This is a genomic window from Saccharopolyspora dendranthemae (genome assembly GCF_007829955.1).
Lineage (GTDB): Bacteria > Actinomycetota > Actinomycetes > Mycobacteriales > Pseudonocardiaceae > Saccharopolyspora > Saccharopolyspora dendranthemae.
The window spans coordinates 1,049,411-1,075,108 of the sequence record NZ_VIWX01000001.1 but is presented as its reverse complement, the minus strand read 5'-3'; the positions used below and the strand labels follow the sequence as shown (position 1 = coordinate 1,075,108).

General features: G+C 68.8%; 23 protein-coding genes. 14 read left to right on the top strand and 9 right to left on the bottom strand.

Features of this window, described 5'->3' with window-relative positions; translation table 11 throughout:
* The first annotated feature begins 341 nt into the window (after positions 1–341).
* From helR to FHU35_RS04835, 10 genes are all read left to right on the top strand, one after another.
* Complete coding sequence (helR, locus tag FHU35_RS04880; protein WP_246110072.1) at positions 342–2,498, top strand: RNA polymerase recycling motor ATPase HelR; 2,157 nt, start codon at positions 342–344, stop codon at positions 2,496–2,498.
* Positions 2,499–2,618: 120 nt separating this feature from the next.
* Positions 2,619–4,889 (top strand): sensor histidine kinase, encoded by a 2,271-nt coding sequence (locus FHU35_RS04875; RefSeq protein ID WP_145737157.1) that lies wholly within the window; start codon positions 2,619–2,621, stop codon positions 4,887–4,889.
* A complete protein-coding gene (locus FHU35_RS04870) occupies positions 4,886–5,524 on the top strand; it encodes a DNA-binding response regulator (RefSeq protein WP_145737156.1) in 639 nt (212 codons plus the stop codon). Before FHU35_RS04875 ends, FHU35_RS04870 begins: the two co-directional genes overlap by 4 nt.
* A 124-nt stretch (positions 5,525–5,648) precedes the next feature.
* Positions 5,649–6,440, top strand: coding sequence for an AfsR/SARP family transcriptional regulator (locus FHU35_RS04865; RefSeq protein ID WP_145737155.1), 792 nt, complete (start codon positions 5,649–5,651; stop codon positions 6,438–6,440).
* Between the two features lie 171 nt (positions 6,441–6,611).
* Positions 6,612–8,426 (top strand): asparagine synthase-related protein, encoded by a 1,815-nt coding sequence (locus tag FHU35_RS04860; RefSeq protein WP_145737154.1) that lies wholly within the window; start codon positions 6,612–6,614, stop codon positions 8,424–8,426.
* Between the two features lie 29 nt (positions 8,427–8,455).
* Positions 8,456–8,707: a lasso peptide biosynthesis PqqD family chaperone gene (locus tag FHU35_RS04855; protein ID WP_145737153.1), complete on the top strand. Its 252-nt coding sequence runs from the start codon at positions 8,456–8,458 to the stop codon at positions 8,705–8,707.
* A complete protein-coding gene (locus FHU35_RS04850) occupies positions 8,704–9,132 on the top strand; it encodes a lasso peptide biosynthesis B2 protein (protein ID WP_145737152.1) in 429 nt (142 codons plus the stop codon). Before FHU35_RS04855 ends, FHU35_RS04850 begins: the two co-directional genes overlap by 4 nt.
* Before the next feature lie 336 nt (positions 9,133–9,468).
* Entirely contained in the window at positions 9,469–9,585 is a 117-nt protein-coding gene (locus FHU35_RS29170; protein WP_186459260.1) for a lasso RiPP family leader peptide-containing protein, read from the top strand.
* Positions 9,586–9,731: 146 nt separating this feature from the next.
* Positions 9,732–11,510, top strand: coding sequence for an ABC transporter ATP-binding protein (locus FHU35_RS04840; protein WP_186459259.1), 1,779 nt, complete (start codon positions 9,732–9,734; stop codon positions 11,508–11,510).
* On the top strand, positions 11,507–13,288 hold the full coding sequence (locus FHU35_RS04835; protein ID WP_145737149.1) for an ATP-binding cassette domain-containing protein: 1,782 nt from the start codon (positions 11,507–11,509) through the stop codon (positions 13,286–13,288). Before FHU35_RS04840 ends, FHU35_RS04835 begins: the two co-directional genes overlap by 4 nt.
* Here FHU35_RS04835 and FHU35_RS04830 read toward each other — a convergent pair.
* A complete protein-coding gene (locus tag FHU35_RS04830) occupies positions 13,269–14,051 on the bottom strand; it encodes an FkbM family methyltransferase (protein ID WP_222429274.1) in 783 nt (260 codons plus the stop codon). The genes FHU35_RS04835 and FHU35_RS04830 overlap by 20 nt on opposite strands.
* A gap of 191 nt (positions 14,052–14,242) precedes the next feature.
* Between FHU35_RS04830 and FHU35_RS04825 the strand changes: the two genes are divergently transcribed.
* Complete coding sequence (locus tag FHU35_RS04825; RefSeq protein ID WP_145737148.1) at positions 14,243–15,751, top strand: ArnT family glycosyltransferase; 1,509 nt, start codon at positions 14,243–14,245, stop codon at positions 15,749–15,751.
* Positions 15,752–15,805: 54 nt separating this feature from the next.
* Here FHU35_RS04825 and FHU35_RS04820 read toward each other — a convergent pair whose 3' ends face one another.
* From FHU35_RS04820 to FHU35_RS04805, 4 genes are all read right to left on the bottom strand, one after another.
* Complete coding sequence (locus FHU35_RS04820) at positions 15,806–16,459, bottom strand: maleylpyruvate isomerase family mycothiol-dependent enzyme (RefSeq protein ID WP_145737147.1); 654 nt, start codon at positions 16,457–16,459, stop codon at positions 15,806–15,808.
* Positions 16,460–16,597: 138 nt separating this feature from the next.
* Complete coding sequence (locus FHU35_RS04815) at positions 16,598–18,205, bottom strand: alpha/beta hydrolase (protein WP_145737146.1); 1,608 nt, start codon at positions 18,203–18,205, stop codon at positions 16,598–16,600.
* 330 nt (positions 18,206–18,535) lie between these two features.
* Positions 18,536–19,117: a hypothetical protein gene (locus FHU35_RS04810; protein ID WP_145737145.1), complete on the bottom strand. Its 582-nt coding sequence runs from the start codon at positions 19,115–19,117 to the stop codon at positions 18,536–18,538.
* A gap of 111 nt (positions 19,118–19,228) precedes the next feature.
* Positions 19,229–19,939 (bottom strand): alpha/beta hydrolase, encoded by a 711-nt coding sequence (locus FHU35_RS04805; RefSeq protein WP_145737144.1) that lies wholly within the window; start codon positions 19,937–19,939, stop codon positions 19,229–19,231.
* A 123-nt stretch (positions 19,940–20,062) separates the two neighbouring features.
* Here FHU35_RS04805 and FHU35_RS04800 point away from each other — a divergent pair, with 123 nt between their 5' ends.
* Positions 20,063–20,923, top strand: a complete 861-nt coding sequence (locus tag FHU35_RS04800; protein WP_145737143.1) for a helix-turn-helix domain-containing protein — start codon at positions 20,063–20,065, stop codon at positions 20,921–20,923.
* Between the two features lie 211 nt (positions 20,924–21,134).
* On the opposite strand, the gene FHU35_RS04795 is transcribed toward FHU35_RS04800, so the two are convergent.
* Together FHU35_RS04795 and FHU35_RS04790 are read right to left on the bottom strand one after the other, a co-directional pair.
* Positions 21,135–21,923: a phytanoyl-CoA dioxygenase family protein gene (locus FHU35_RS04795; RefSeq protein ID WP_145737142.1), complete on the bottom strand. Its 789-nt coding sequence runs from the start codon at positions 21,921–21,923 to the stop codon at positions 21,135–21,137.
* Between the two features lie 122 nt (positions 21,924–22,045).
* Positions 22,046–22,408 carry a hypothetical protein gene (locus FHU35_RS04790; protein ID WP_246110071.1) on the bottom strand — a complete coding sequence of 121 codons (363 nt, stop codon included), beginning with the start codon at positions 22,406–22,408 and terminating at the stop codon, positions 22,046–22,048.
* Positions 22,409–22,544: 136 nt separating this feature from the next.
* Here FHU35_RS04790 and FHU35_RS04785 point away from each other — a divergent pair, with 136 nt between their 5' ends.
* Positions 22,545–23,219 carry a hypothetical protein gene (locus tag FHU35_RS04785; RefSeq protein WP_145737141.1) on the top strand — a complete coding sequence of 225 codons (675 nt, stop codon included), beginning with the start codon at positions 22,545–22,547 and terminating at the stop codon, positions 23,217–23,219.
* Positions 23,220–23,358: 139 nt separating this feature from the next.
* Here the strand turns inward: FHU35_RS04785 and FHU35_RS04780 are convergent, their stop codons facing one another.
* Positions 23,359–23,985, bottom strand: a complete 627-nt coding sequence (locus FHU35_RS04780) for a hypothetical protein (protein WP_145737140.1) — start codon at positions 23,983–23,985, stop codon at positions 23,359–23,361.
* Between the two features lie 125 nt (positions 23,986–24,110).
* A complete protein-coding gene (locus FHU35_RS04775; protein WP_145737139.1) occupies positions 24,111–24,617 on the bottom strand; it encodes a hypothetical protein in 507 nt (168 codons plus the stop codon).
* A 364-nt stretch (positions 24,618–24,981) separates the two neighbouring features.
* On the opposite strand from FHU35_RS04775, the gene FHU35_RS04770 reads away from it, so the two are divergent.
* Positions 24,982–25,623: a GNAT family N-acetyltransferase gene (locus FHU35_RS04770; protein WP_145737138.1), complete on the top strand. Its 642-nt coding sequence runs from the start codon at positions 24,982–24,984 to the stop codon at positions 25,621–25,623.
* Positions 25,624–25,698 lie beyond the last annotated feature (75 nt).

The following is a 25,698-nucleotide window of genomic DNA, read 5'->3' as shown; positions in this document are numbered from 1 at the left end:
GGATACAGCGACGAGAGCGAATGTCCGCGCGTGCCCGACGGGCACGCAACGCCCCGTTTCGGGGACCGGTGCGATGTGCCCGTCGGGCAAGCCGCGGGAGTGGTGATCAGCGGGAACGGCCGGAGGATTCCGGATGATCGGCAAACGAGGCGAAGAACTTGCCAGAATTGATCGCCGAATGGAGGGCGGAAAGGAATTCCTCTCCTCTTCCCGTGCTCATTTTACAGGGGGAAGGGGGACTTGCGGCAAGGCCCCGGGGATGCCGCACAATTCTCGACCTGTGCCGAGACCAGCGGAAACGCGGTGCGCGGCTGGGGGAGTCGATCAACTGTGAGGAACACGTGTCCCAGCACGAACAAGAACTGGAGTGCGAGCGCGCCTACGTGGCCGGCCTCTACGAGCGACTCGACGCGGAGCGCGGTCGCGTCGAATCCCGCTACTCGGAGGCGCTGCGGGGGACCGGCGCGTCCGCGATGGAACGCGATGTGGAGGTCCGGGCGCAGCACCGGGAGCTCAAGCGGCTGGGCGTGGCCGACCACGGCCTGTGCTTCGGCCGCCTCGACTCGGTCGACGGTGAGGCCCGCTACATCGGGCGAATCGGTCTGTTCGACGAGGACGACGACTACCGGCCGATGCTGCTGGACTGGCGTGCCCCGGCGGCACGCCCGTTCTACACCGCTACCGCAGCCAGCCCGGAGGACATGCGCCGGCGCCGCCAGCTCCACACCCGCGGCCGTCAGGTCACCGGCTTCACCGACGAGGTCCTGGGTCGTCCGGACGGCGAGTCCGACGGTGATGCGGCGTTGCTCGCGGCGGTCAACGCACCGCGCGGGGAGGGCATGCGGGACATCGTCGCCACCATCCAGGCCGAGCAGGACCGCATCATCCGGCTCGACCACCAGGGCGTGCTGGTCATCGAGGGTGGGCCGGGCACCGGCAAGACCGTCGTGGCGCTGCACCGCGTCGCCTACCTGCTCTACACGCAGCGGGAGCGGATGGAGCGCAGCGGCGTGCTGGTCGTCGGACCGAACCCGGCGTTCCTGAACCACATCGGCCGCGTCCTGCCGTCCCTGGGGGAGTCCGACGTCGTGTTCGCCACCACCGGTGACCTGGTGCCCGGCTTGCACGTCACGGCCGAGGACGTTCCGGAGGTCGCCCGGCTGAAGGGCTCGCGCAAGGCGCTCGACGTGCTCCGCGCAGCGGTCGCCGAGCGCCAGGGAGTGCCCGAGGAGCCCCGGCACGTCGAGCTGGAGGACGTGACGGTGCGCATCGATGCGGCGACCGCCGAGTGGGCGCGCCAGGAGGCCCGCGACAGCGGCCTGCCGCACAACGAGGCCCGCGCGGTGTTCACCGAGATCGTCACCTACGTGCTCACCGAACGCGCCATCGGCCGCATCGGGAAGGGCTGGCTGACCAGGGAGAACAAGGAGGTGTGGGAGAACCTGCGGGCCGACCTGCTCGCCGAGCTCGCCGAGCACACCGGGTTCACCGAGGTCCTCGACGACCTGTGGCCGGTCCTCACCCCGCAGCAGCTGCTGGCCGATCTGTACTCGTCGCCGGAGCGGTTGCGGGCCGTCGGCGAGGAGTCGCTGCACCGCGCTGAGGGCGCGGCGTGGACGGTGTCCGACGTGCCGCTGCTCGACGAGCTCGTCGACCTGCTCGGCGAGGTGAAGACGACCGGCACGGCGACGGATGCCGAGCAGGCCGCCGAGGCCGAGTACGCGGCCGGGGTCATGGAGATCCTGCAGACCGAGCGCCACGACCTCATGGACGACGAGGACCACCTGCTGGCCCAGGACCTGGTCCGCTCAGAGGACCTGGCGGAGCGCTTCGTCGAGCACGACACCCGCGATGTCGCCGAACGCGCTGCCGCTGACCGGGATTGGACCTACCGGCACGTCGTCGTCGACGAAGCCCAAGAACTGTCCGAAATGGACTGGCGGGTGCTGATGCGGCGGTGCCCGACCCGGTCGTTCACCGTCGTCGGCGACCTCGCGCAACGTCGTTCGGCCGCGGGCGCCCACACCTGGGCCGGGATGCTGGACCGCTACGTCCCCGGCCGCTGGGCCTACCGCGAGCTGACGGTCAACTACCGCACCCCTGCGGAGATCATGGAGGTCGCGGCCGCCCTGCTGGCCGACTTCGCCCCCGAGGTGACGCCCCCGGACTCGGTTCGCTCCTGCGGCGTCCAGCCCTGGCACCGCGAGGTCTCCGAGTGCGGAATGGCCTCAGCCATCGAGGAGTTCGACCGGCAGGAGGCGGCGCGCGAGGGGACCAGCGTGGTCATCGGGCCGCGAGGTGTCCCGGGAGCGGTCCTCCCCGCGGAGACCAAGGGCCTGGAGTTCGACGCGGTTCTCGTGGTCGAACCTGCCCGAATCCTCGCCGAGGGCGACCGAGGCGTCGCGGAGCTCTACGTGGCCCTCACCCGGGCGACGCAGCGGCTGGGGGTCGTGCACGCCGAACCGCTACCGGAGGTGCTGTCGCTGCTGAGCTCGTGACCCGGCCACGTCCGCGTTCGAAGCGGGCGAGAGTCCGGTGCGCTTGCTGATAACGGGTGAATCCGAGTCCACTGTTGCTCTTGCGCCGCGAGGAGCCGCGAAGATCGGCAGACTGAACGCGTGACCCATTCGGATCCCGCGAGTTCGGTAGAACACGAGTTGAACCGCGTCCTGCACCGGTTCGCGCTCACGGTGCGCGCGGGTCTTCTCGTGTCGTACGCCGTTCTCATCGTCATCTCCACGCGGAGCGAGCAGTTCTGGCTCGCGGTGGGTGTTGCATCGTTGCTGGTCGCCTGGTCCGTCGCGCTGTTCATCCGGGCGCGGAAGGCGCGAGCGGGACTGATCGCTCTCGCAGCCGATATCGGCATGACCGTGCTCGTGTGCTTCAGCCCGGTCTGGGCAGGACTGACCGATGAGATCGGCTGGGTGCTGGCGGTGACGGTGCTGACCGTGATCGCCTCGCAGTACTCGATGTCGGTGGGCCCTGCCCACGGGCTCGGGCTGGCAGCCGTGGCCGCTGCCGCCTATGTGAGCGGGAACGTCCTGCTGGGCAACGGCGTGGTTCTGGCCTTGCTGTTCGGGATGCGCCTGTTCGTCGAAGGAGTCCTGGCGCGCTGCTCCTACTGGCTGATGCGCTCCTACGCGCGGATCGCCGACCGGTTCATCGAGCAGCGGACGTTGCGGCGTCGTGAGACCGGCGTGGCGCGGGCGCGGCGGCGCGCGGAACTCGACCACTTGGCGACCTTGCACGACACCGCGAGCGCGACCCTCCTGATGATCGCGACGAGCGGTGGGCGACGCCTCGACTGGGTCTCGGGCCGGGCGCGCGACGACCTGCAGGTGCTCCGCTCGGCACCGGAGATCAGCGAAGGGCGGATGGACCTGGTTCAGATGGTGCGCTCGGTGCTGGACCACGCCCTTCCGGTCGAGGCGACGCTTCCCGACAGGGTGGAGCTGCCAGGCGGCGTGGTGCTGGCGATCGTGGGCGGACTCCGGGAGGCGCTGTCCAATGTGGTCAGGCATGCCGAGGTGGACCACGCGGAGTTGTCCGTCGAACGGGACCAGCACGGCGCTGTCACCGTGGTTCTGACCGACCGGGGGCGGGGGTTCGACGCGGGATCGGTCCCGGACGGCGCTTTCGGGGTGTCGGGATCGATCGTGGGCCGCATGCGCGAGGTCGGTGGCTCGGCCTCGGTGCGGTCCGAAGCCGGCGCCGGGACGCAGGTGCGGTGGCATTGGGCGCCGGCACCCGAGGTCGAGGAGCGTGACGTCGCTCGGCGCACCTCCAGCGGACGTCAGATCCGGGCCCGCCTGCTGCTGGGCCTGCGCATCGCGCTGCTGGTGGTGGCCCTGGGCGTGCAGTTCGCCTTCTGCCTCGCGCAGCTCACCGGGTATTCCGATGTCTACTACGCGCTGTGGCCGGAAGTGCTCGCGTTCGGTCTGCTCCTGATCACCGGCGGGGCGGAGGCCTGGTCGGTCATCAGCGGGCGGACCTGGCCCGAGTGGTGGCGGTGGACCGCGCTCGGCGTGGTCGGGCTGGCCGCGGTGCTGGGCACCATTGTCGTCCCGCCGGAGGACCTGTTCCGCACCGCGCACTGGTCGTTCGGGCTCATCGGCTGGTACGGGGTCCTGCTGCTGTTCGACCGGCCGGTCAAGGACTTGGTGTGGTTCTTCGCGGGTTGCGTCGCGCTGACCTCGATCGTGCCGTTCGTGCACGGCACGCCGTCCAGGGCGGCCGTAGCGATGATGATCACGCTCAGCATCTCGGTGTACGGCTACCAGCTCGCGGTGGGACTGCTCGGGCAGCGGTTGCAGGCGGTCGCCACGACGGTGGAGCGCGCCGCCGACGAGGCGGAGAAGCTGCGGACCGATCAGGTGATCGCCGAACGCACGCATCACGACCACCGCGAGCGCTACTCCGCGTTGCAGGCCACGACCGTGCCGCTGCTCGCGGGGCTCGCCGACGGTGACCTCGATCCGTCCGATGAGTGCGTCCGGGAGCGGTGCGCGCTGGAAGCCACACGCGTGCGACGGCTGCTCGCGGAGGGCGGCGACCACGGTGATCCGCTGCTGCACGAGCTCTCCTCGTGCGTGGACCTCGTGGAGAGGAACGGTGTACCTGTTGAGCTGGCGGTGCGCGGACGTCCGATTCCGCTGGATCGCGAGGTGCGCCGGGCGATGATCGAGCCGCTGCTCGTCGTGCTGTCCCAGGTGCGACGGCAGGCCCGGGTCACGGTGCTGCGCACCGACGAGCAGGTGAGGGTGAGCGTGCTCGGAGACGCCTCGGACACCGAGGCGATCCACTCCGCATCACGCCACGTCGAGGTGTCGAAACTGGTGAACGGGGAGAAGTTGTGGGTGACCGCGGCAACGAAGGCGACCGTCGGGTGACAGCGGTGCTGATCGACGACCATCCTGCGGTGCTGGACGGGATAAGGCACTGGTGCTCCACCGCTGACCCGCCGATCGAGGTCCTGACCGCGGGACCGGACGTGAGCGTCGCGTGGATGCCGCCCGGCAGCGACGCCGACGTGGTGGTGCTGGACCTCCAGCTGCAAGATCAGGGTGCGGCGTTCGCGGACCTGGCGAGGTTCGTCGACGCGGGGAAGCAGGTCGTGGTGTACACCATGCGCGACGACGACCAGACCATGTTGCAATGCCTCGACATCGGAGCTGCGACCTTCGTGACCAAACGAGAGGGCAAGGAGCACCTGGTCGACGCCGTGCTCGCCGCGGCGGCGCACCGGCCTTTCACCCCACCGGCGCTCGCCGGTGCCATAAGCTCCAACACCTTGTCCAGCCGTCCGCAGCTGTCGGTGCGGGAGCGCGAAGTGCTCGTCGAGTGGTTCCAGTCCGAGTCCAAGGTGTTGGTGGCCGAGAAGATGGCCCTGTCGGTGCGCACCGTGAACACCTACCTGGACCGGGTGCGGATCAAGTACGCCAACGTCGGGCGCGAGGCGGGGACGAAAGCATCTCTCGTGGCGCGTGCCATCCAGGACGGGCTCATCGACGTCGATGAACTGTGAAGTCGTGGAAACGACTTTGTCGGTCATCTGACCGGCACCGGTGCCCCCGCTCCCGCAATAGTGTCGCCCGCGTCGGGGTGACGTGTGCGGACCTCGACGCGACGAGACTGGACATGGGGGACCGATGAGTGAGATCCGAGTAAGACTGCTCGGAGAGTTCGAAGTTCTTCGCGATGGGGCGGTGGTGCCGATCTCGGCCGGGCAGCAGCGCGCCGTGCTGGCGACGCTGGCGCTGCGGGCCGGACGAGCGCTGGACATCGCCGCGATCACGCAGAAGCTGTGGGATGGCGAGCCGCCGATCGGAGCGCAGACGACGGTTCGGGGGTACGTCCGGCGCTTGCGCCTCGCGTTGGACGGTGGTGGGGCGGATTCGGTGATCGGTACCGATGCGGGCGGTTACCGGCTGAAGGTGGCCAGCAGCGACGTCGACGTGCACCGGTTCACCGGGTTGCTGGACCGAGCCCGTGCCGAGCACGGGAAGCCGAACGAGCTGGCGTGCCTGGAGCAGGCGCTGGGCTGCTGGAGGGGTGAGGTGCTCGAAGGCGTGAACTGCGAGGCGCTGCACCGGTCGGTGCGGCCGGCGCTGGAGGAGCAACGACTTCTGGCCGTGCAACGACGGCTCGACATCCGCATCGAAGCGCGTGACAGCCTCGAGATCGTCATCGCCGAGCTGCGCGGTCTGGTGATCGAACACCCGTTGCGCGAACGGTTCTGGGGACAACTCATGGTGGCGCTGCACCGCGCCGGCCGGTCCGCCGAGGCGTTGCGGGAATTCCACACCTGCCGGGAAGTGCTGGTCGACGAACTGGGCGTGGACCCGGGTGCGGAACTGCAGGAGTTGCACAGGGGAATCCTCCTCGGCGAGATGGAATCCCCGCGCACGAATCGGATTCGACAACCGGCGCGTGTCGGTTAGAAGTGGACGGTGGTGGCCCGGCTCGCTCGGCGAGCCGGGCCATCGTGCTTCTGCGGCGGGGAAATTCGGGACAACGCGGGAACAACGCAACAGCCACACCGGACTGGAAATCTCTTCTTCGTCAGGGCGAGCGAGAGCTCACCGAGCCCAGGAGAAGCGGAGGGGAAGGCCGTGGCAACGGACTGTGGTCGGCACTTCGTGGCGCTGCCGGACGACGAGCGGGCGGAGGCGATTGCCGAACGACTCCAGGGCGCCGACCGTCATGTCCTGCGCTACCGGTCCGGTCGCCCTTGGCTGATCCACACCTATCCCGAGGACCTGGTCGTCGTCGACGGCAATGGCGAAGGCCGGGTGGCCGTGCTGGGGCCGTCCTCGGCGACGTCCGCGGGCTTGCAGGCGGCGGCCGGAGACGATCACCGGATCGACGGTCTGACGCACGCGCTGGCCGGGAGCTTCCTCACCGTCGCTCATGACGGCCGAGGACTGCGGGCGCAGGGTAGCGCTTCGGGGATGTGCCGGATCTATCACGCCTCGATCGACGATGTCGCGGTGCTGGCCGACCGCGCCGACGTGCTCGCCGAGTTGGGTGAATTCGAACTCGACGAGACGGCGCTGGCCATTCGCACGCTCCGTCAACTCCCGCATCCGCTCGCCGACGAGCAGATCTGGCGAGGCGTTCGCCCCGTTCCACCGGAATCCTGCGCCCACGTCCGCCCCGGCAGCAGGCGTTGTGAGCTGCGGCAGTGGTGGCGTCGTCCGGACCCGGTGCTCAGCCGGGCCGAGGGCGGTGAACTGCTGCGCGAGGCCTTGCGAGAGGCGGTAGCGGTGCGCACCCGCTCGGGCGGACCGGTGCACTGCGATCTGTCCGGCGGGATGGACTCCACCCCGGTGTGCTTCTTCGCCGCGGAGTCTTCCTCCGAGGTGATCGCGACGACCGGCTACAACGATGATCCCGGTGGCCGGGAAGACCTGAGGTGGGCCGAACTGGCAGTCCGCGCGATGCCCGGGGTGCGGCACAGCTCGCACTCCCTCGACGAGATGCCGCAGTTCTACGAAGGTCTGGCCGATCTTCAGGCCAGGCTGGACGAGCCGACGGGCGCCTACCTGGCCGCTCCCCGGATGCAGGTGAACATGCGCCGGGCGCGGGAACGAGGTGTGCGCACCTACATGAACGGGCTCGGTGGCGACCACCTGCTCTGCGGCTTGCCGGTGTGGGAGCACTCGCTGTTCCGCCGCAGACCGGCCTTGGCCTGGCAGCGGACGCGGCAGCACCAGATGCTGCGCGGTGTTTCGGCCGGCAGCACGCTGCGCGGACTGGTCGACCGGCGTTCCTACGGCAGTTGGCTGCAGGACCTGGCCGATTCGGCCCGCAGCGAGCGGATGGACGGCGCCCACGTCGGGTTCAACTGGGATCTCGGGTTCACCAGCTGGCCGCGATGGCTCGCGCCGGAGGTGGTGAGCGCCGTGCGCGAGCGGATCCACGTGATCAGCAGGTCGGTGCGCCCCCTGGGCGAGAACCGGGCAGCGCACGCGGAACTGGCGATGATCCGCGACGGCGCGCGCCTGGTCCGCGGCACCCGGCAGCTCGGCGAGACCGAAGGGCTGTCCTTCGAAGCACCCTTCTTCGACGACCGGGTGGTGGAGGCGTGCCTGTCGGTGCGGCGGGAGGAGCGGACCTCGCCCAAGGAGTTCAAACCCCTGATCAAGGAGGCCATGCGAGGGCTCCTGCCGGACGACTTCCTGCGCCGCACCACGAAGACCGGTGGAACGACGCAGGCAGTGCGAGGTTTCGCCGCGCACCACTCGGAGCTGCTGGAGATGTGCGCGAGCTCGCCGCTGGCCGAACTGGGCGTCATCGACCCGGGGTTGCTGCGCGAACACGTCCAGCCGGAGCCGGGCAAGCGGCCGGACTTCAACTTCGAATCGACCCTGAACTGCGCTGCCTTCCTCCGGCAGCAGGCTCCGGCACGGGCTCGGCTCCGCTGAGCGGAACGAACGAGGGAGGGGCGGAAACGATGCGAGTGCGCGACGACATGTCCGCGGTGCACACCGAGTACGGGGTGGTGCTGCTGGACGAGACCCGCGGACGTTACTGGAAGCTCAGCGCCACAGCAGGAATCGTGCTCGACGCGCTGCGCGACGGCGGCACCGAAGCGGACGCGGTCGCGGAGCTCACCAACCGGTTCGCGGTGGACGAACAGCGCGCTCACCGGGACGTCCGGGCGCTGGTGACGAGGTTCGGCGAGCTCGGGGTGGTGCAGGCATGAGTCTCCCGGTCCTGCCCGAGGCGCCCGTCGTGATGTCGATGCGGGAGAGGCTGCTGGCGCGGCTCGCGGTCGCCGCCGGCTACCGGCTCGCGAATCGGCCGCCCAAGCGAATTCGCGCCGTGCTCAGCCGTGTTCGGGGCAACGCCCCGGCCGCGACGTACGAGCAGGTCAAGCACGCCCGGGATTCGGTGCTGACGGTGAGCACCAGGTGCTGCGGTTCCGAGGCCTGCCTGCCCCGGTCGATCGCGGTCGCGCTGCTGTGCCGGGCGCGCAGCCACTGGCCGACGTGGTGCGTGGGAGTCATCGCGGCGCCGCCGTTCATGGCGCACGCGTGGGTGGAGGCCGACGGCGTGATGGTCGACGAACCGGTCGACAGCGAGTTCTACCGGAAGTTCTTCTCCGTTCCGCCGCAGGAATCTGGCTGACCCGGCGGTCGCGGGAAAAAGACTTGGCCGGATCACCGGTCGAGAAAGAGGAAACAACCAACGCAGAGAGGAGGGGACTCGACATGGAGAACTACGAGACCCCGGAGATCATGGAGCTGGGTTCCTTCGGCGAGGAGACCGGTCTCTACGGCATCCGCAACGCCGAAGAGATCAACTGGCACTTCGACACCTGGAGCTGATCTGGTCCGGACTCGGTGAGTCCGGATGAGCTCTGATCTTCAGTGCGGTGGGCGCCGGATGCGACCGGCGCCCACCGCATGTCGCTTCGCGCGAACGGATTTCGTCCGAACAGGTGCGGAAGGAAGACGATTCATCATGGCGAACTACGAGGCTCCGGAGATCGTGGAGCTGGGTTCCTTCGGCGAGCAGACGGGCATGGGCCCGTTCTGGGGGTTGGAGGAGACCTACTGGCAGTTCGAGGACTGGAACTGACCCGGCTCCCAACCGCGGGTCCGGACCGGACCCGCACAGCGAGTGCGGTGGGCTCTCCCCGGCGCCCACCGCACTCGCGTCGTTCCTGACACCGATGTGCGGCCGCTCGAACCGGAGGGTTTTCCATGCGTGCGGAGGATCGTTTGGTGCTCAACACCGCCCGCGCCGCCGGGCCGGCGGGCGCCGGGCTGGTCCTGCTGGCGCTCGTCGAACCGGTCACCAGACTCGCGCTGCCCGGGCTGCTGGGTTCGTCGGTCGACACCGCGATCGCCGGGCGGCCGATGTCCACGAGCCTGGTGCTGCTGCTGGTGGTCCTGGCGGTCGGCACGCTCACCGAGATCGCGCGCGAGTCCTGGGAGGTTCGCGCGGAGGTCACCGGGACCCGATGGCTCCGCAGCAGGGTGCTGCGGCACCTGCTGTCGCTCGGCGGTGACGGGCGTCGGCACTTCGCCGTCGGCGACGTGCTCAGCCGGTTGCTGGAGTCGGCACGCACCACGGCGACCGGGATCTCGGCGATGGTCATCGTGCTGACGTCGGTGTGCACCTCGCTCGGCGGGCTGGTCGCGCTGTTCTGGATCGACGTGTGGCTGGGCGCGCTGTTCCTCGTCGGAGCCCCGGCGATGTGGATGCTGACGCGCTGGTTGATCCGCCGGGTCGGTGCGATGACCACCACCTACCAGCGGCTGAGCGGCGAGCTCGCGTCCCGCTTCGTCGATGCCGTGCGCGGTGCTCGGAGCATCCGGGCGCACGGGACGGTTGATCGCGAGGTGGACCGGATTCTCGCGCCGCTGCCAGAACTGGAAGCAGCGGGCGGAGCCTTCTGGGAGACGCAGCGCAAGGCGATGTGGCAGGCGGGCCTGCTGGCGCCGGTGCTGCAGATCGGCGTGCTGGCGGTGGGCGGGTTCGCGGCGCTGGCCGGACGCATCTCGCCGGGGGAACTGCTGGCCGCGCAAGGCTACTTGACCTACGCGCAGGGGTTGCTGAAGCAGACCGCGCTGCTGGCGCGACTGGCCGTCGCGCGCGGCTCCGCACAGCGGTTGCGGGAGCTCCTCGACGTTCCGGTCCCCGCGAGCGGACTTCGGCACCTGCCTTCGGGCCCCGGCCGGCTGAGCCTGCGCGGTGTCCGGGTTCGCTACGGCGAGCGCTGGGTGCTCGACGGTGTCAACCTGGATCTCCCGCCGGGCCGGTCGATCGCGATCGTCGGTGCCTCGGGCGCGGGCAAGTCCACGCTCACCGAGGTCGCCGGGGGACTGCTCACGCCGGACGAGGGACGTGTGCTGCTGGACGGAGTTCCGCTGTCCGAGGTGGATCCGCGTGAGCTCCGCAGCGCCTTCGCCTTCGCCTTCGAATGCCCGCACCTGCTGGGCGAAACGCTCGCCGATGCGCTCGCGTACTCCGACAGAACGCCTTCGCCGCGCAGGGTCGGCGAGGCGCTGCGGTCCAGCGCCGCGGAAGGATTCGTGCGCAGGTTGCCCGAGGGGGAACGGACTCCGCTGCGCGACCTGCGCCTGTCGGGTGGGGAGAGGCAGCGCCTCGGTCTCGCCCGCGCCGTGGCGCGCCGCGCGCGGGTGGTGGTCCTCGACGACGTCACCTCCAGCGTGGACACGGCAACCGAGGTGCAGATCGGGGCCGCGCTGGAGCGCGCGCTGCGCGGGACCACGCGCCTGATCGTCGCCCACCGGATGTCCGCTGCGGAGCGCGCCGACGCGGTGGTGTGGCTGCACGGTGGCGTGGTGCGGGCGTTCGCGCACCACGACGAGCTCATGGAGCACCCGGAGTACCGCGCGGTGTTCCAGCCCAGACGGCCCAGCCTCGGACGGGACAGCGCGGTGGAACGGGCGCGCGATCCTGAGCTCACGATGGAGATGGCGCCGCTGCCGGTCGAGCGCTCGCACTCCGACGTGCGATCGGGGAGGGCGCGATGACCGCGGAGGAACCGCAGCCGTCGGGAGTCGGGCTGGTCCTGCCCGTGCTGCGCGCGGAGCGCCGCGCGCTCGGGCTCCTGCTCATGTGGTCGTTGCTGGGCGTCACGCCGGTCCTGCTGTCCGGGCGGCTGATCGCCTTCGCCATGGACCGGGGTTTCCTCGCGGGCAGCGGTGCCATCGGCCTGGGCGCGTTGATCGGTTACGGCCTGGCCATGGTCCTCGGGACGCTGGCGAACCGGCAGGCGGTATCGCACATGGCGGCGATCGTCGAGCCGTTGCGCGATCACCTGTTGCGGTGGAGCGTCCGCGGCGGACTGCACGGCGTCGTCCGGTCCGGTCAGGACTCCTCGACCGGTGCGGTCTCGCGGATCACCACGCAGGTGGAGAAGGTCCGGCAGATCCTCTCCGGCCTGCTGCTGTCGGCGAGCTCCGTCGGGTTCACGCTGGTTGCCGCGCTGATCGGGGTGCTCACCTTGGCGCCGGTGGTGGGGTTGCTGATGGTTCCGGTCCTGGCCGCGGCCGGCTTGGCGGTCGCGGGCCTGTCGCGGGTGTGGAAGCGCCGCTACGAACGCTCGCTCGCCGCCGAGGAGGAGCTCGGTGCCTGCGCCGACGAGGTGCTCAACGGTCTGCGCGACGTCCTCGCCTGCGACGCCCGAGAGCGTGCTTTCGAGGGGGTCGAGCGGGTGAGCCGGGCCGACGCGCGCGCTTCGGCCGCAGTGGGCGATGTCGGCGGTCTCCGGGCCGGCGTGGTCGGTCTCGGCGCGCGGGCCCCGCTGGTGCTGCTCCTGGTGCTGGCGCCGTGGCTGGTGTCCTCCGGGCAGTTGACACCGGGCGAACTGCTGGGCGCGGCGACCTACTTGGTGTCGGGTCTGGAACCGGCGCTGCGGACGCTCGTGCAGACCGTCGGGAACATGGGGCTGGAGCTGGGCACCGTTCTGGGCAGGCTCGCCAGGTACGGCGCGATCCCGGATCGATCGCCCGGCGGGAGCATGGCGCTCGACCGCTTCGAGCTGGAGCTGGCGCAGGTGACCTTCCGGTACGGGCCGCACTCCCGGCCCGTGCTGAACCGGGCGGATCTGCGCATCGAGCACGGTGAGCACGTCGTCATCGTGGGGCCCAGCGGAATCGGGAAGTCCACGCTGGTGAGCGTGCTGACCGGGTTGGAGCCGGTCGAGTCGGGGGAGGTGCGGCTCGGCGGGCTGCCGCTGACCAGCCTGCGCGAACCGTGGCTGCGCTCGACGGTGGCGCTGATCCCGCAGCAGACCTACGTCTTCGCGGGGACGGTGCGGGAGAACCTGTGCTACCTCGCACCCGATGCCACCGATGACGAGCTCGCGCAGACCGTGCTGGCGTTGGGGCTGGACGAGTTGGTGTCCGTCCACGGTGGACTCGACGGGGAGCTGACGTCCGGCGCGCTGTCCGAAGGCGAGAGGCAACTGGTGGCCTTGGCCCGCGTTCACCTCTCACCCGCTCGGATCGTCGTCCTGGACGAGGCGACCTGTCATCTGGACGCCTACGCGGAGGCACGCGCGGAGCGCGCCTTCGCGCGGCGTCCGGGAACGTTGATCGTGATCGCGCACCGGATCAGCTCCGCGCAGCGATCGCAGCGGGTGCTGATGCTCGACGAGAACGGTCTCCAGAGCGGGACGCACGGAACGTTGCTGCGGCGGTCGAGCACCTACGCCAACCTCGTCGGCGCGTGGAATCGGCAGCACCGGGGCCGGCCGTCCTCCGGCATCACCCCGGCGGCCAACTCGGTCAGGAGGACTCGGAGGTGAACAGGTAGTTGCGCCGATCCGAGGTGACGGTTTCGACCGGAACCCATTCCCGCCGATTCCACACGTGCATTCGATATCCCAGTTCCCGCAGGGTGGTGGTGAATTCGGCGGCGGTGGTGGAATACCGGGAGAGGTGGCGGTCTTCGATCTCCAGCAGCAAGGTGGGCCGGTTCGCCTCGATGATCTCACGCGCGCCGGAGATGACGGTCGGTTCGAAGCCTTCCACGTCGATCTTCATGAAGTCGACGCGCGAGATCGAGTTCTCCGCGCAGAACTCGTCGACCGACCGAATCGGGGTGGACCAGCTGCGGGTTCGGGTGAATGCGGAATTCGGTCGGCTCTGGTGCACTCCGTCGTTGACGTGCGCATGTCCGTGGATCGGTGCGAAACCGAATTTCACCGGGATGGACATCTCCAGTTCACCCGATCGTTCACCCACCGCAGCATCGATGACGTGCACGTTCTCGAGGCTCGAAGCGCGGACGCCGGTCCGCAGAATTCGCCGAGGTTTCGGCTGGGGTTCGAACGAGTACACCGCACCGGACGGTCCGACCAGATGCGCCAGGCTGAAGCTGTACATCCCGTACGCGGCACCGATGTCGAAGCACACGTCACCCGAGCGCACCAGCTGCGACAGCCCCCGCAATTCCGGTTCCGCCAGCGAAACCGACGCCGCAGCGCGCAGCGTTCCCGCAATTGCCGACAGCCGATTGCGCGGTGAACTCGCTGGGGACGGGCTGGTGGATGCGTTGTTGGAGTTCACGATGCTCATCCTTCGGTGGTCGCTGGGATCTGCGCTGAGATTGTCGTTTCCCAGTTTGTTCAGCTGGTCGAAGTCTATCGATCGGGGTGCGCGCCGACATGCGGGACAGGCCCTGATTTTGCCCTTAAGGGCCGGTGCGTCCTCTACCGATCGACGGTCTTCGCGTCCGTCCTGGCCTTACGGTGGTCATCATGCCTGATGCCGAGCTCTCCGCCCGCGGAGCAGCAGTCGAAGTCCAGCGACGTCTGCGGCCCTTCGCCCTCCGCCCGGTCGTCCTGATCACCCTCGGCTTGGTCACGGCATTGCTCCTCACCAGCGGGCGGTACGGCTATTTCGCCGACGAGCTGTACTTCGTCGCGGCAGGGCATGAGCTGTCCTGGGGTTATGCGGACCAGACCCCGCTGGTTCCGCTGATCGCGCTCGTGATGGATGAGTTGGTGCCCGGTTCGCTGGTCGCGTTGCGCCTGCCGGCGATCATCGCGATCGGCTCGGGCGTGCTGCTGACCGCCGGTATCGCGCGGGAGTTGGGCGGAGACCGGAGGGCGCAGACCATCGCCGCAGGTGCGTGGGCGGTGTCGAGCAACTTCGCGGGCATGGGTCACATGCTCGCCACGGCCTCCATCGACCCGGTGCTGTGGACGGCGATCCTCTGGCTGCTGGTGCGCTGGGTTCGGCTGCGGGAGAGCGGGATCAACCGGGACCACCTGCTGCTGTGGTGCGGGGTGCTGACCGCGGTCGCGGTCCAGGTCAAGCTCCTCGTCCCCGCGTTGTGGGGCGTGCTGGTCGCGGTGGTGCTGCTGCAGGGGCCGAGGGACTTGTTGCGCAGGCCCCTGCTGTGGGTCGGCGCGCTCGTGACCGTCGTCTCCGCGGTGCCGACCCTGCGCTGGCAGGCGGAGCGCGGATGGCCGCAGTGGGCCATGCACGACGTGGTGGCCTCCGAGAACTGGTGGGGCCCGTTCTACCTCCCGGTCGCGGCGCTGTGCGCGGGAGTGGTCGGTGCCGGGCTGGTCTGCTTCGGGACCTGGAAGCTGCTGGCCGACCCGGTGTGGACGCCCTACCGCTTCCTGGGCTGGACCTTCCTGGGAGTCACCGCGGTGTTCGTGGTCAGCAACGGCAGGCCCTACTACGTGGCCGGGTTCTTCGGGCTGCTGTTCGCGGTCGGAGCCGTTGCCCTGCAGCAGCGGAGGGACGCGGGTTCGCCCGGCCGCCGTTGCTGGCCGTGGTACGCGGTTTCCGGAGCGGTCGCTGCGGCATCGCTGCCGGTGCTGCCTGTTTCGGCGATCCCGCAGGCGGACATCATCAGCACCGGCAGCCTCGGCTGGCCGCAGGTGACGGCGACCGTGGCCGAGGCCCACCGGGCGCAACCCCCGGGAACGGCGGTGGTGACGCACGACTACTGGACGGCCAGCGCGCTGCGGCACTTCGGGAAGACCCCCGGTGTTCGGCAGACCTACAGCCCGGGTCGTGGTTTCTGGTACTTCGGCCACCCGCCGGAGGGCACTGAGCGGGCGCTCTACCTGGGGTCCGATCGTGCGGAGCTGGAGCGCTTCTTCGAGCGCGTGCGTCCGTGGGGCGTCGTCGACACCGGGATGCCCGTGGAGACGCAATTCGACGGCAAGGTCGTGTGGGTCGTCGACGGGCCGAAGCAACCTTGGTCGCAGCTGTGGCCGCGGATGCAGCACATGGGACTGCACGATTGAGCCGGCTCCGCCGGGCACCGTCCTCAGTGGACATACCGGGCGAGAGCCTCGATCTCAGCTCGTGATCCGGCTTCCGAGGGTGTCGACGCCGGGGCCTTCGAGGTCGGGGAGGGCGACGGGCCTGCCGGTGACGGCGAGGGTGATGGCTTCGCTCGGGCCGCGCACCTCGTCGCCTTCGCCCCACGACCACTCCTGGTCGGTCGCGACGAGCCGCAGCCCGGCGATGCGCTTCTGCGGGTAGAAGGCGCGTGCGCCCACCTTCGACACCAGGAAGTCCAGGGCGGGCCGCCAGGAAGCGGGAGGTGGGTTGACGTCGAGGCCGAGTGGCCGGGCCGCGTCGCGGAGGTGGATGCAGGTGTCGGTCATCGGCCCGAACGGACCGACGAACGGCACGTCCAGCCGGCGATCGGCCAGCCGAAGCAGCCGCGCCGCGATCTCGTCGGTGGGCAGCCGGGACCACTCGCGGGTCTGCTCGTCGACGTACCGGTCGAGATCACCCCGGTAGCGGATGATGGTCCGCAGCGTCCCGGGCCAGCTGAACTTCGTCTCCAGCGGCGCGAGCATGTGCGCAGCGACCTCGCGCACGCTCCACCCGTCGCACAGGCTCGGCGTCGTCCACTGCTCCGGCGTCAGGCCCGCGAACATGTCGGCAGCGAGCCGACGGTTGCCTTCAGCAACCCGGAAGATCTCCTCGACATCAGCTTTCACACGCCAACGGTAGAACGAACCCCCGACATCCACGGCCGAATTCGGCGGAAAGTCCTACTTGCAGATCTTTGACGCAGTGCTCGGGATCAGCGGAGTGATCGGTACTGCGGTGCGTCCGTTCTCGGTAGGGCCGTTGCCTCATCTCCGGGCCGGTGCGGGTGCCGGGTCGAACGGTGCTCGGTCCGGCTCGCAGATCGTGCCCTCGGCGGGCAGTGCGCCCTCGGTGAAGTACGCGTTCAACGCCCTGTCGATGCACGCGCTTTCACCACGAGCGCCGTGTCCGAACGAGTCGAGCGTGAGCAGCCGGGCGCGGGAGAGCAGTTCGGACGTTCTGCGCGCGCCCTCGTAGGGCGTTGCCGGATCCCCTTGCCGGTTGGCGATGACCAGCAGCGGAGCGGCGGTCTCCCGGTCCCACGGGCCGGTGTAGCGGTCCGGGTCGGAGCCGCCGGGCCAGTTCGCGCAGCCCAACGACCAGTACGTCCAGTACGAGCCGAAGCCGCGCCCGACCTCGTCGGCCCGTCGCGCGTAGTCGGACCACGCCCAGGGGTTGCCGGGGTTGCTGGTGTCGTTGCACATCACGCTGAGCCCCTGCTCCTGTTTCGCCTCACCCGCCCAGCCTTGCGGTTCCGGCGGTACGGAGACCACCGGTGCGGGTTCGGTGGCGGCACCGGGTAGCGAGAGTTCGTGCAGCCGCTGCAGGAACTCACCGAGTCGCGACGACGCGGTGGTGCCGTAGAGGTCCGCGAGCGTTCTGATCGCGGCCGTCTGATAGGTGATCTCCATCGGAGTCCCGTCGGGCTGGGTGACCGTGACGGGGTGGACCAGCAGCCGGTCCAGAAGGGCGTTGTACTTGCCGAACAGGTCGGTGCCCGGCTCGCGAAAGGCGCAGCGCTCATCGGCGGCGCACGCGTCGAGGAAGGTGCGCAGCGCCTGCTGGGAACCGCCGTAGCTGCCCAACCTGAAGCTGAAGGGGTCGAACGCTTCGTCCGGACGGTATCCGGTGGTCCATGCGATCGGGTCGATCACGGCGTCGATCGCCACCGAGCCGACCCGTTCCGGGAACAGGTTCGCGTACACGGTGCCGAGATGGCTGCCGTAGGAGAGGCCGTAGTAGTCGAGCTGGTCCTCACCCACCGCCTCGCGAAGCAGATCCAGGTCACGGGCCACGTTCGCGGTCGACGTGTGCTGCAACAGCGGTCCCGCGTTCCGCTCGCACTGCTCGACTCCGCGCATGGTGTCCTCCACCTGAACCCGTTCCTGCTCCGGGCTCACGGGGAAGGTGCCCCAGTGGTGAAAGCCATCGCCGGGCTCGGAGAAGCAGCTCAGGCCGGTGCTCTCGCCGATGCCGCGCGGGTCGAAGCCGACGATGTCGAACCGCTGGTGCAGTTGCGGGGTCAATTCGGGTGCGCGCTTGCCGCTGTTGCCGGGTCCGCCCGGGTTGAAGAAGATCGTGCCGAGCTTGTGCTCCTGATCGGCGGCCGGCAGTTTGTCGACGGCGAGCCGGATCTGCTGGCCTGCGGGATCACGGTAGGACAGCGGTACTTCGGCGGTCGCGCATTCGTAGTCGGGCGCTGCCTCGCACGGTGTCCAGTCCAGCGCGGGGACGGCTGCCCCGTTGGTGCGCAGCGGAGGAGTCGCGGGAGCCGCGACGGGCGGACCGGCGATGGCAGTCGGTGCGAGCGAGCCCGCCACGAGCACGACGGCGAGAGCGGCCGTGCCGCGGGCCAAGGCGATGCGTGATGACATTCCCCAACCAATCCCCGATGACTTTCACGCGACGCTAGCGAAGAAGAACAGGCCACAGGCACCGAAAGCGGTCGAATGACGGGAGAAACAGGCGACCCCTCCGGGGAATCAGCGGATTCCGGGCTTGTCGCACGGCATTTGGCCTGCTGTATTCGGCCGGAAAGCCTAGCGAAGTGCTCGGACGCGGGCCGCGGTGACCTTCATGCGCTGCACGTGTCGCCAGAAGACAGGTGAAAACCCTCCGCGGGGGCGACGCGGAAGAACTCCGAGACAGCAGCTTTCATCGTAGAACGAATGCCCGACATCCGCGGCAGAATCCGGCGGACCCGCTCAGTAGGCCGGCCCGAGGAAGGTCGGGATTCCTTCGTGCGGCTCACCGACAGGAAGGTCGTCTGCGGTGCAGGCTGTCTTGGCCAGTGCGTAGGCCATGTCGATGTACTTCGCGCCGGGTGGGCTGATCTCGATGGGAACGCGCACGGCGTATCCACTTGAAGTCAGATGGAGGACAGCCTCCACCTGCGTCGAATCTCCGCTGACATACAGGAGTTCGAGCCGTTCACCCCACATGTCCGCGACCGATTGGTACTCGGCGGAACGGCCCAGTTCTTGCAGCACCCAGGCGTGGACGAGGTACGGGGATGCCGATTCGTCGTCCGGAACCCAGAAGACGCGGTTGTCGAGCTCGGGCCGGGGAAGTCCGGGACCGATCTGGGCGAGTCGCTGCCGGATCGCAGCGCAGTCCGCGTCCGCGTCGATCCGCAGCGTCGCCGCTGATCCGTCGGCCCAGGAAACCGTTACCGCCGTCGGGCGCCGCCCCAGGTCGATGCTCGTGACCAGGAGGCCGACATGGGTGTTGGCGCCCTGCAGCAGCGCCAGGTTGTTCACCACCGGCGACCACCACTTTGCGGGCATCTCATCTCCCAACGCCTGCGGGGAACGTCGTGAGCGACCCTAGTCCTGCCAATCACCCCAGGTTCTGTGGTTCGACCGGGGTTCAGCGGAATGGAGCGGTGCGCGGCCTGTTCAAGCCAGGCGGAGGAGCAGTTCCGCCAATGCTTTCGGCGTGGTGATCATGCAGTCGTGGCCGGTGGGCAGGTCCCAGACGACCTCCGGGTCGCCGTTGCGCTGGTGGGTGGGGACGGGGCGTCGGGAGAAGCCCGCGGGGACGTCGGTGCAGTGGATGTGCACTCGGGGGATCGCGCGCGCCACCGGGTCGTCCAGGCGGACGCGTTGCTGGAGTGCTCCGACGGGCTGGTCGGAGAGCATCTGCCGCAGCCAGGCGAGGTCCTCGGGGTCGGTGACGCCGAACCGCCCTTCCGCGGTCTCGGGCGGCGGTGGTACCCGGAACCCGCTCTCGGAGCGCAGGGCGAGGTCGATGCCCTTCTTCGCCTGGGGCATGACGTCGGCTGCGGTCTCGTCGTCCTCCGGGACCATGGCGTCGAGGTAGACGAGCTGAGCGATCCTGTCGGGGACCTGGTTGGCCGCGTGCGAGATGACCAGGCCGGCGTAGCTGTGGCCGACGAGCACGACGTCGTGCAGGTCCTCGGCGAGGATCAGCCGGACGACGTCGTCGGCGTGGGTGTGCATGCCCACCTCGGGGCCGAGCAGGTGCGCGGTCTCGCCGTACCCGGTCAGGGTCGGGGTGAGAACCCGGTGTCCGTCCAGCAGGGGGACCACGCGGTCCCAGGCTTGACCGGTGTGCCATGCGCCGTGCACCAGCAGGAACGTGGTCATGGATGCTCCTCGTGTCGATGTGAGGGCCACGGTGCCGCCGGTCGGCGGGCACAACCAGAGCCCCCGCGACCCTGGGGCTGACAGGACCAGGCACACCCCCGCACGGCCGCCTACGCTGGAGGAATGGGTGAGGAGAACCTGCTGGGCGAGTTCGTGCGCGCTCGTCGTGAGCTCGTCACGCCGGAGCTGGCCGGGATCCCGGTGAGCGGTGTGCGGCGCGTGCCGGGACTGCGCCGGGAGGAGGTCGCGATGCTCGCGGGCATCAGCGCCGACTACTACCTGCGCTTGGAGCAGGGCCGCGACCGCAACCCGTCTGTGCAGGTGCTGGAGTCGCTGGCGCGCGTGCTGCTGCTCGACGACGCGGCGACGGAGTACCTGCTGCGCCTCGCGGCGGCGAAGCCCAAGCGCACCCGCACGCCGGGGCGCGAGAAGGTCCGCCCGAGCACCGCGAAACTTTTGGAATCCCTTGGCCTTCCGGCATTCGTGGAGAGCCGCTACCTCGATGTGCTGGCCGCCAACTCGCTGGCGGTCGCGCTGTCACCGCGGCTCGCGCCGGGCACCAACCGGCTGCGCGACATGTTCCTGGACCCCGCCGAGCAGGCTCTCTACCCGGACTGGGAGAGGGATTCGGTGAGCGCGGTCGCGGGTTTCCGCAAGTCCGTCGGCACCGACACCGATGATCCCCGCTACATCGAGATCGTCGGCGAGCTGAGCCTCGCGAGCTCCCGCTTCAGCCGCATCTGGGCCCGCCACGACGTGCTGGTGTGCGCGGCGGCTCCGATGCGCGTGGACCACCCGCAGGTCGGTGACCTGGTGCTCAACCGCGAACGCCTCGGCGTCGAGGGAAGCCCGGGCCAAGCGCTGGTCATCCTCCACCCGGACCCGGGCTCCGACAGCGCCGAGAAGCTGACGCTGCTCGCCTCCAGCGCAGCCGGAAGCATCCCGCCCACCAGGCGAGAAGCCCACAACCCAGCGGATCGCTGAAATCCATCCCTAACAGGATCGCTGAAATCCAGCCCCACCAACGGCCCACCCCCGCGACGCCGCACGGCACGGGAAAGGGCGGGTCAGGTGAGGAAGTTGCTCGCCAAGTCCCAGTTTTAGTCCAAACCGAGCCATGATCATGTCCGAAATGTCCGCTCAGTTTGGACTAAAACTGGGATCTGGTGACGCACGAGCCCCTGCGGGACCACCTCTAGCGGACGGGGCCGGGGGTTTCCCGTCCCAGGCCGCGGCGGATGGCGATCTCCACCGGTGAGTGAGCGCCGTCGGCTCGTTCCAGTTCGTACGGCGCGCTCGGCAGGAGCGGCGGCTGGGCCATGAATCGCGGCCGGGTTCCTCGGTGCGGCTGAGCCGCGTGCACCAGGAACGGATGGCACAGGAAGACGTCGCCCGGCGACCCCGTGGCGAGGGCGAGTGGCCGGTGGTCGGACGCCGAGACGAGCTCCGGTGCAATGGCGAGTCCGCTCGCGCCCTGTTCCCCGTGCGGTTCCAGCACCGTCGGCACGTCGAGGTGTGAACCGACCCGAATCCGGGTCGGCGCGTCGTGTTCCCCGACTTCGCTGAACAGGAACAGCATGAGCAGCGCCCGGCCGTGCGAGCGGAGATTGGTGAAGGGCCAGGTCTCGCCTTCCACCGCGTAGCTGCCCTCGATGTGCCAGCCGGCGTCGTCGTGCTCCTGCTCGTGCGGGAAGCGCAGCGGGAAGGTGCCGAGCGAGTACCTCGGTTCCCAGCTCCCCGCGCCGGTCAGCAGGTCGTACGCGTGGTGCAGGGCTGGTGAGTTGGGCGCGGCGGCGAACGGGCCCTGCGCCATGCTTCCCACCCAATGCACGGGTTCCGTCCACGTCGTCGGATCGTCCGGGTCGCACCCGGTCTCCTGCCACAGCAGCCGCGCGCAGTCCGCTGCCACGCGGGGCGCAACCGCTCCCTCCAGCTTGACGAATCCGTCGCGGAGGAAGCGGGTCACCAGGGTCGTGTCGTCCATGTCCCCATCGTGCGACGCACCGGCCACGTCCACCCGACCGTTGCTGCACCGATTCTGTCGGGTGCGATGATCATCGACTTCACCACGCGGGCTGTTGGGTGCGGTCGTGCCCGAGGTCGTCGTCAGCGGCGGATGATCTTGATGATGAACTCGCCGACGATCCACCAGATCAACGCGGCGAGCGCGTAGTTGAGGATGACGCCGAGCATCGCGTCGTCGGGGGTGAAGACGTCGCCGAGGCCGAGCACGAAGGTCTGGGCGAGGGTGTAGATGAACGACACGAAGCCGTTGCCCTGGTTGGCGTCGAGCACCACGAACAGCACGTGCAGGGCGAACACGAGCAGCACGATCGACACGACGATCCGCACGATCCGAGCAACGGTGTCGCCGACCTGCCCGGGACGCCGGCGGGGCCGGTGGTCGCGTTCGTGCCGGTACGGGTCGTCGTCGTACCGGTCGTAGGGGTCGTGGGGCCGGTAGCTCATGCAGCGGATTGTGGTCTCGATCTCCGCGGTCAACAACTCGGGAGATCGACGAGTGGCTGAGCTTGACCCTGCCCCAAGGGCATGGCTTTGACTGCTCAGGAGACGCTCGGTCACACCCCGGGGAGAGGGAACCCGCATGGTCAACATCCTCAAGCGGCGCTGGCAGCTGGCGAAGGTCCGCTCCGGCGACGGCAGCGCGCTGCGCGATTACCGCTTCTGGCAGGTCTTCTCGCGCTCGTTGTTCTTCCTCGACCTCGCCTCACCGGAGGGGAACCGCTCCTACGCGGTCGACGTCAGGCACCTCACCGACGCGAAGACGAGGAAGCAGCACGACAACGCGGAAGGCAGGCCTCCTGCGGCCCTGTACCGCGACGGCGTGCAGGTCGCCCGCTCCAACCTCCCGACGGCGTTCCCGGTGCCCGGTGGCGTGATCGAGGTCGCGATCAGCGCATTCGGGTTGAAGCGCATGCACTTCGTCCCCGACCTCGGCGGCGAACGAGTGCTGCGCCCGCACCCCCGTTCGCAGGAGGGCCTGCGCGCGAGGTTCGGCGACCGGTTCCCCCGCACGAGCGCGGTGATCGGAACGGTCGCGTTGGTGATCCTGCTGGCAGCGCTGGTGGTCAATGTCCTGCACGTGGCGGAGGTCGTCACCCACAGCCCGGCCATCGCCGAGCGCGTCGGCACGTTCGTCTCACCGATCCACCTGCCGACCTGGGCGAACGTCACGCTCATCGTCGCAGCGCTGCTCTCCGGCGTGGACCGCGCCCTGCGGCTGCAGCACAACCGCTTCATCGACGTCGTGTCGTCCTGACTCGGCGCACCTGCGCGTGGCCGACAGCGTTTGCGTGGCCCCGGCAGGTGCGCCTCGATTCACGCGAGCGCGGTGCTAGGCGCGTGTGGACCGAGCGGAAGGCGACGCCTCGCAGTTTCGACGTTTGGCCACGGCGAACTCAGATGGTTGCTTCGCGCTTCGGCGACTCCGTGAGAATCTCGCCGCTCTGGGAGTCGCGCATCACCACTGAGAATTCGATAGTGTGACCTTCCTTCATGTTGTAGTTGCAGTCGGTAGGATTGTCCTGACTGTTGAACCAACAGCTGCCGATGCGCTGGTAGTCGGTCGACCACAGAACTCCGGGCTGAATGCCGTCCGATTTCGTGTCCCGGACGTAGAAGTGATCCCCGTACGGCTCGAAACAGGCGATCGCTCCCGAAGGACCGCTCCCGATGCAGGTTTGAGCACGTGCGCCCTGCTCGGTGCCGGTTGAACTCGATGCTGCCAGGGCTGGAACGGTCGTGAGCAACAGTCCGAACGTGGCCGCTCCGGCTGCTGTCAGGCATCGCTGTCGCGTCTTCATAGCGTCATCTCCCCAGATTTCGTGATCCTTCAGGGCCAGCGCGCCTCCCAGGATTTTCACGCGGCCGGCCGGAGCCGAGTGGTGGCTCCACGAGCAGACCTTGCCGGGGCTTTGGGCCGTTCTATCCCGATATCCATCAGAAACGCTCAATTGGCCTAAGGGGCTCTGGGTGGGCTGCTCGATCGAGTCGTTCGCAATGAGTGGTGTTGTGTCCATGCCCATCGATGGTGATGCTGGTGGTGAACCCTGGGAGCGTGGCCGTTCTGCTCAATTCCTCCGCATTGACGTTGATGCCATCAGGCACGTTGCGAAATCTCCGAAATTCCGAGAGCAACAGCGGATGTCGCTCAAAGCTTCCCGAATGAAACTCCGCGCCACACCCAGCCCATGCCGACCGCAGTGGCCTGCAGAGGTTCCTTGAGCTCTTTCGAGGAGAAGGTCCGTTCCCGTTGAAGAACGAGTTTGCCCGCATCGTTGCGGACCAGGGCGGACTTGGTCTCCACTTTGTTGATCTGCCCGCGCTGCGCCTGTTTCGCGAGAACGATATGGGGCTTTCCGCCTGCCCATGTCACGCGAAACTGCTCGTCAACGGAACGAAGCTCGTTGTGTTCGCCGTCGAAGCGCATTAGCGTCCGGTTGGTGGTGGTCACCGAGCCGAAGAAGCCATGCCACTGTGGTAGCGCGATCTTCCACTCCGCCACTAGGTCAACGCCTTCCCGAACACCATCACGCACGAGGACCGGGGTGTCATCGCTGTTGAGCGCAAGCAGCGCGGTTCGCACGTCGGATGCCGGGCGGGGTCGTACGCCTTCGGTGGGGCGCTTGATGCCACGGAGCCCGTCGAAAAGTCCCATCTCTCCACCTGGTCGCGGCCAACTGGCCGAAGAAGACTTCAACAAATGCCGATCGTCCTGCTCGCCGAAGACGGACGGAGCCACGGTCGGTGCCTAGGTAGTTTAAGGTGACGGAGTTTCGTGAGGGCGAAAGCGCACAAGTCGCCCTGTTGAAACCCTCGACTGTTCGATGGGGACGGTGATGCGCAAGTCACTCGCATCTGAGTTCCGCCGCCGTTGAAATCTTGGGTCATGTCAGGTAGCCGCGTTTTTTGGTCTGGCTTCCCTCATCGTGCTCCACGATGGCAGGTGAGCGCAGGATGCCTCTGCATTCGTCCTCCAGACCCGGCATGGCCTTAGTACCGTCTCCGGTGGAGGTGGCGTTGTGGCCGAGGTTCGGGTTGCGCGGGTGGAGGAGCGGGAGGCGCTTCGGGAGCTCTTCGCGCGTGCGGGGGAGGGTGCTCCGAGCGAGTCGCTGTGGGGGCATTCGCCGTCCGAGGCCGCGATCTACCTGGATCCTTATCTGGATCAGGGCGTCCTGCTGGTGGCTTTCCAGGACGGGACGCCGGCCGGGTATCTGGCCGGATGTCTCGACGAGACCGAGTTCCCCGGCACTGACGAGCTGATCTCCCGCACGATCCGCGAGCACCGCTTGCTGCTGCGTCCAGGCCCGTTGGCGTTCTTCGCCCGCAGCACGCTCGACGTGGTCGGGGCTCGGATTCGCCGCGTGCCGACGTCGAAGCCCTTCGTCGATCCGCGCTGGCCCGCTCACCTGCACATCAACGTCGAACCGCGAGCCCGCGGTACCGGTGCCGCTCAGGAGCTCATGCGGCAGTGGCAGGCGAAGGTGACCGAAGCCGGGAAGCCGGGCTGCTACCTCGGCACCCAGGCCGAGAACGCCAGGGCCATCCGCTTCTTCGAGAAGTCGGGCTTCACCAAGCACGGCCCGACCCCGCTCATCCCCGGTTCTCGATTCCGGGGAGCGCGCGTCCACCAGCAAGTGATGGTCTGGGACGCGCCACGCTGAACGAATCTCGGCGATGTGGACGGCGTTCTAACGATGCCCAACGTTCGCCGCGATCGACGCGAGAGAGCCCGCCAG

What these genes read in the sequence shown, in the direction of transcription:
- FHU35_RS04865 (WP_145737155.1), top strand. Translation starts at nt 5,649, where the DNA reads ATGAGTGAGATCCGAGTAAGACTGCTCGGAGAGTTCGAAGTTCTTCGC.
- FHU35_RS04855 (WP_145737153.1), top strand. Translation starts at nt 8,456, where the DNA reads ATGCGAGTGCGCGACGACATGTCCGCGGTGCACACCGAGTACGGGGTG.
- FHU35_RS04850 (WP_145737152.1), top strand. Translation starts at nt 8,704, where the DNA reads ATGAGTCTCCCGGTCCTGCCCGAGGCGCCCGTCGTGATGTCGATGCGG.
- FHU35_RS29170 (WP_186459260.1), top strand. Translation starts at nt 9,469, where the DNA reads ATGGCGAACTACGAGGCTCCGGAGATCGTGGAGCTGGGTTCCTTCGGC.
- FHU35_RS04835 (WP_145737149.1), top strand. Translation starts at nt 11,507, where the DNA reads ATGACCGCGGAGGAACCGCAGCCGTCGGGAGTCGGGCTGGTCCTGCCC.
- FHU35_RS04825 (WP_145737148.1), top strand. Translation starts at nt 14,243, where the DNA reads ATGCCTGATGCCGAGCTCTCCGCCCGCGGAGCAGCAGTCGAAGTCCAG.
- FHU35_RS04815 (WP_145737146.1), bottom strand. Translation starts at nt 18,205, where the DNA reads ATGTCATCACGCATCGCCTTGGCCCGCGGCACGGCCGCTCTCGCCGTC.
- FHU35_RS04810 (WP_145737145.1), bottom strand. Translation starts at nt 19,117, where the DNA reads ATGCCCGCAAAGTGGTGGTCGCCGGTGGTGAACAACCTGGCGCTGCTG.
- FHU35_RS04805 (WP_145737144.1), bottom strand. Translation starts at nt 19,939, where the DNA reads ATGACCACGTTCCTGCTGGTGCACGGCGCATGGCACACCGGTCAAGCC.
- FHU35_RS04800 (WP_145737143.1), top strand. Translation starts at nt 20,063, where the DNA reads ATGGGTGAGGAGAACCTGCTGGGCGAGTTCGTGCGCGCTCGTCGTGAG.
- FHU35_RS04795 (WP_145737142.1), bottom strand. Translation starts at nt 21,923, where the DNA reads ATGGACGACACGACCCTGGTGACCCGCTTCCTCCGCGACGGATTCGTC.
- FHU35_RS04790 (WP_246110071.1), bottom strand. Translation starts at nt 22,408, where the DNA reads ATGAGCTACCGGCCCCACGACCCCTACGACCGGTACGACGACGACCCG.
- FHU35_RS04785 (WP_145737141.1), top strand. Translation starts at nt 22,545, where the DNA reads ATGGTCAACATCCTCAAGCGGCGCTGGCAGCTGGCGAAGGTCCGCTCC.
- FHU35_RS04780 (WP_145737140.1), bottom strand. Translation starts at nt 23,985, where the DNA reads ATGGGCATGGACACAACACCACTCATTGCGAACGACTCGATCGAGCAG.
- FHU35_RS04775 (WP_145737139.1), bottom strand. Translation starts at nt 24,617, where the DNA reads ATGGGACTTTTCGACGGGCTCCGTGGCATCAAGCGCCCCACCGAAGGC.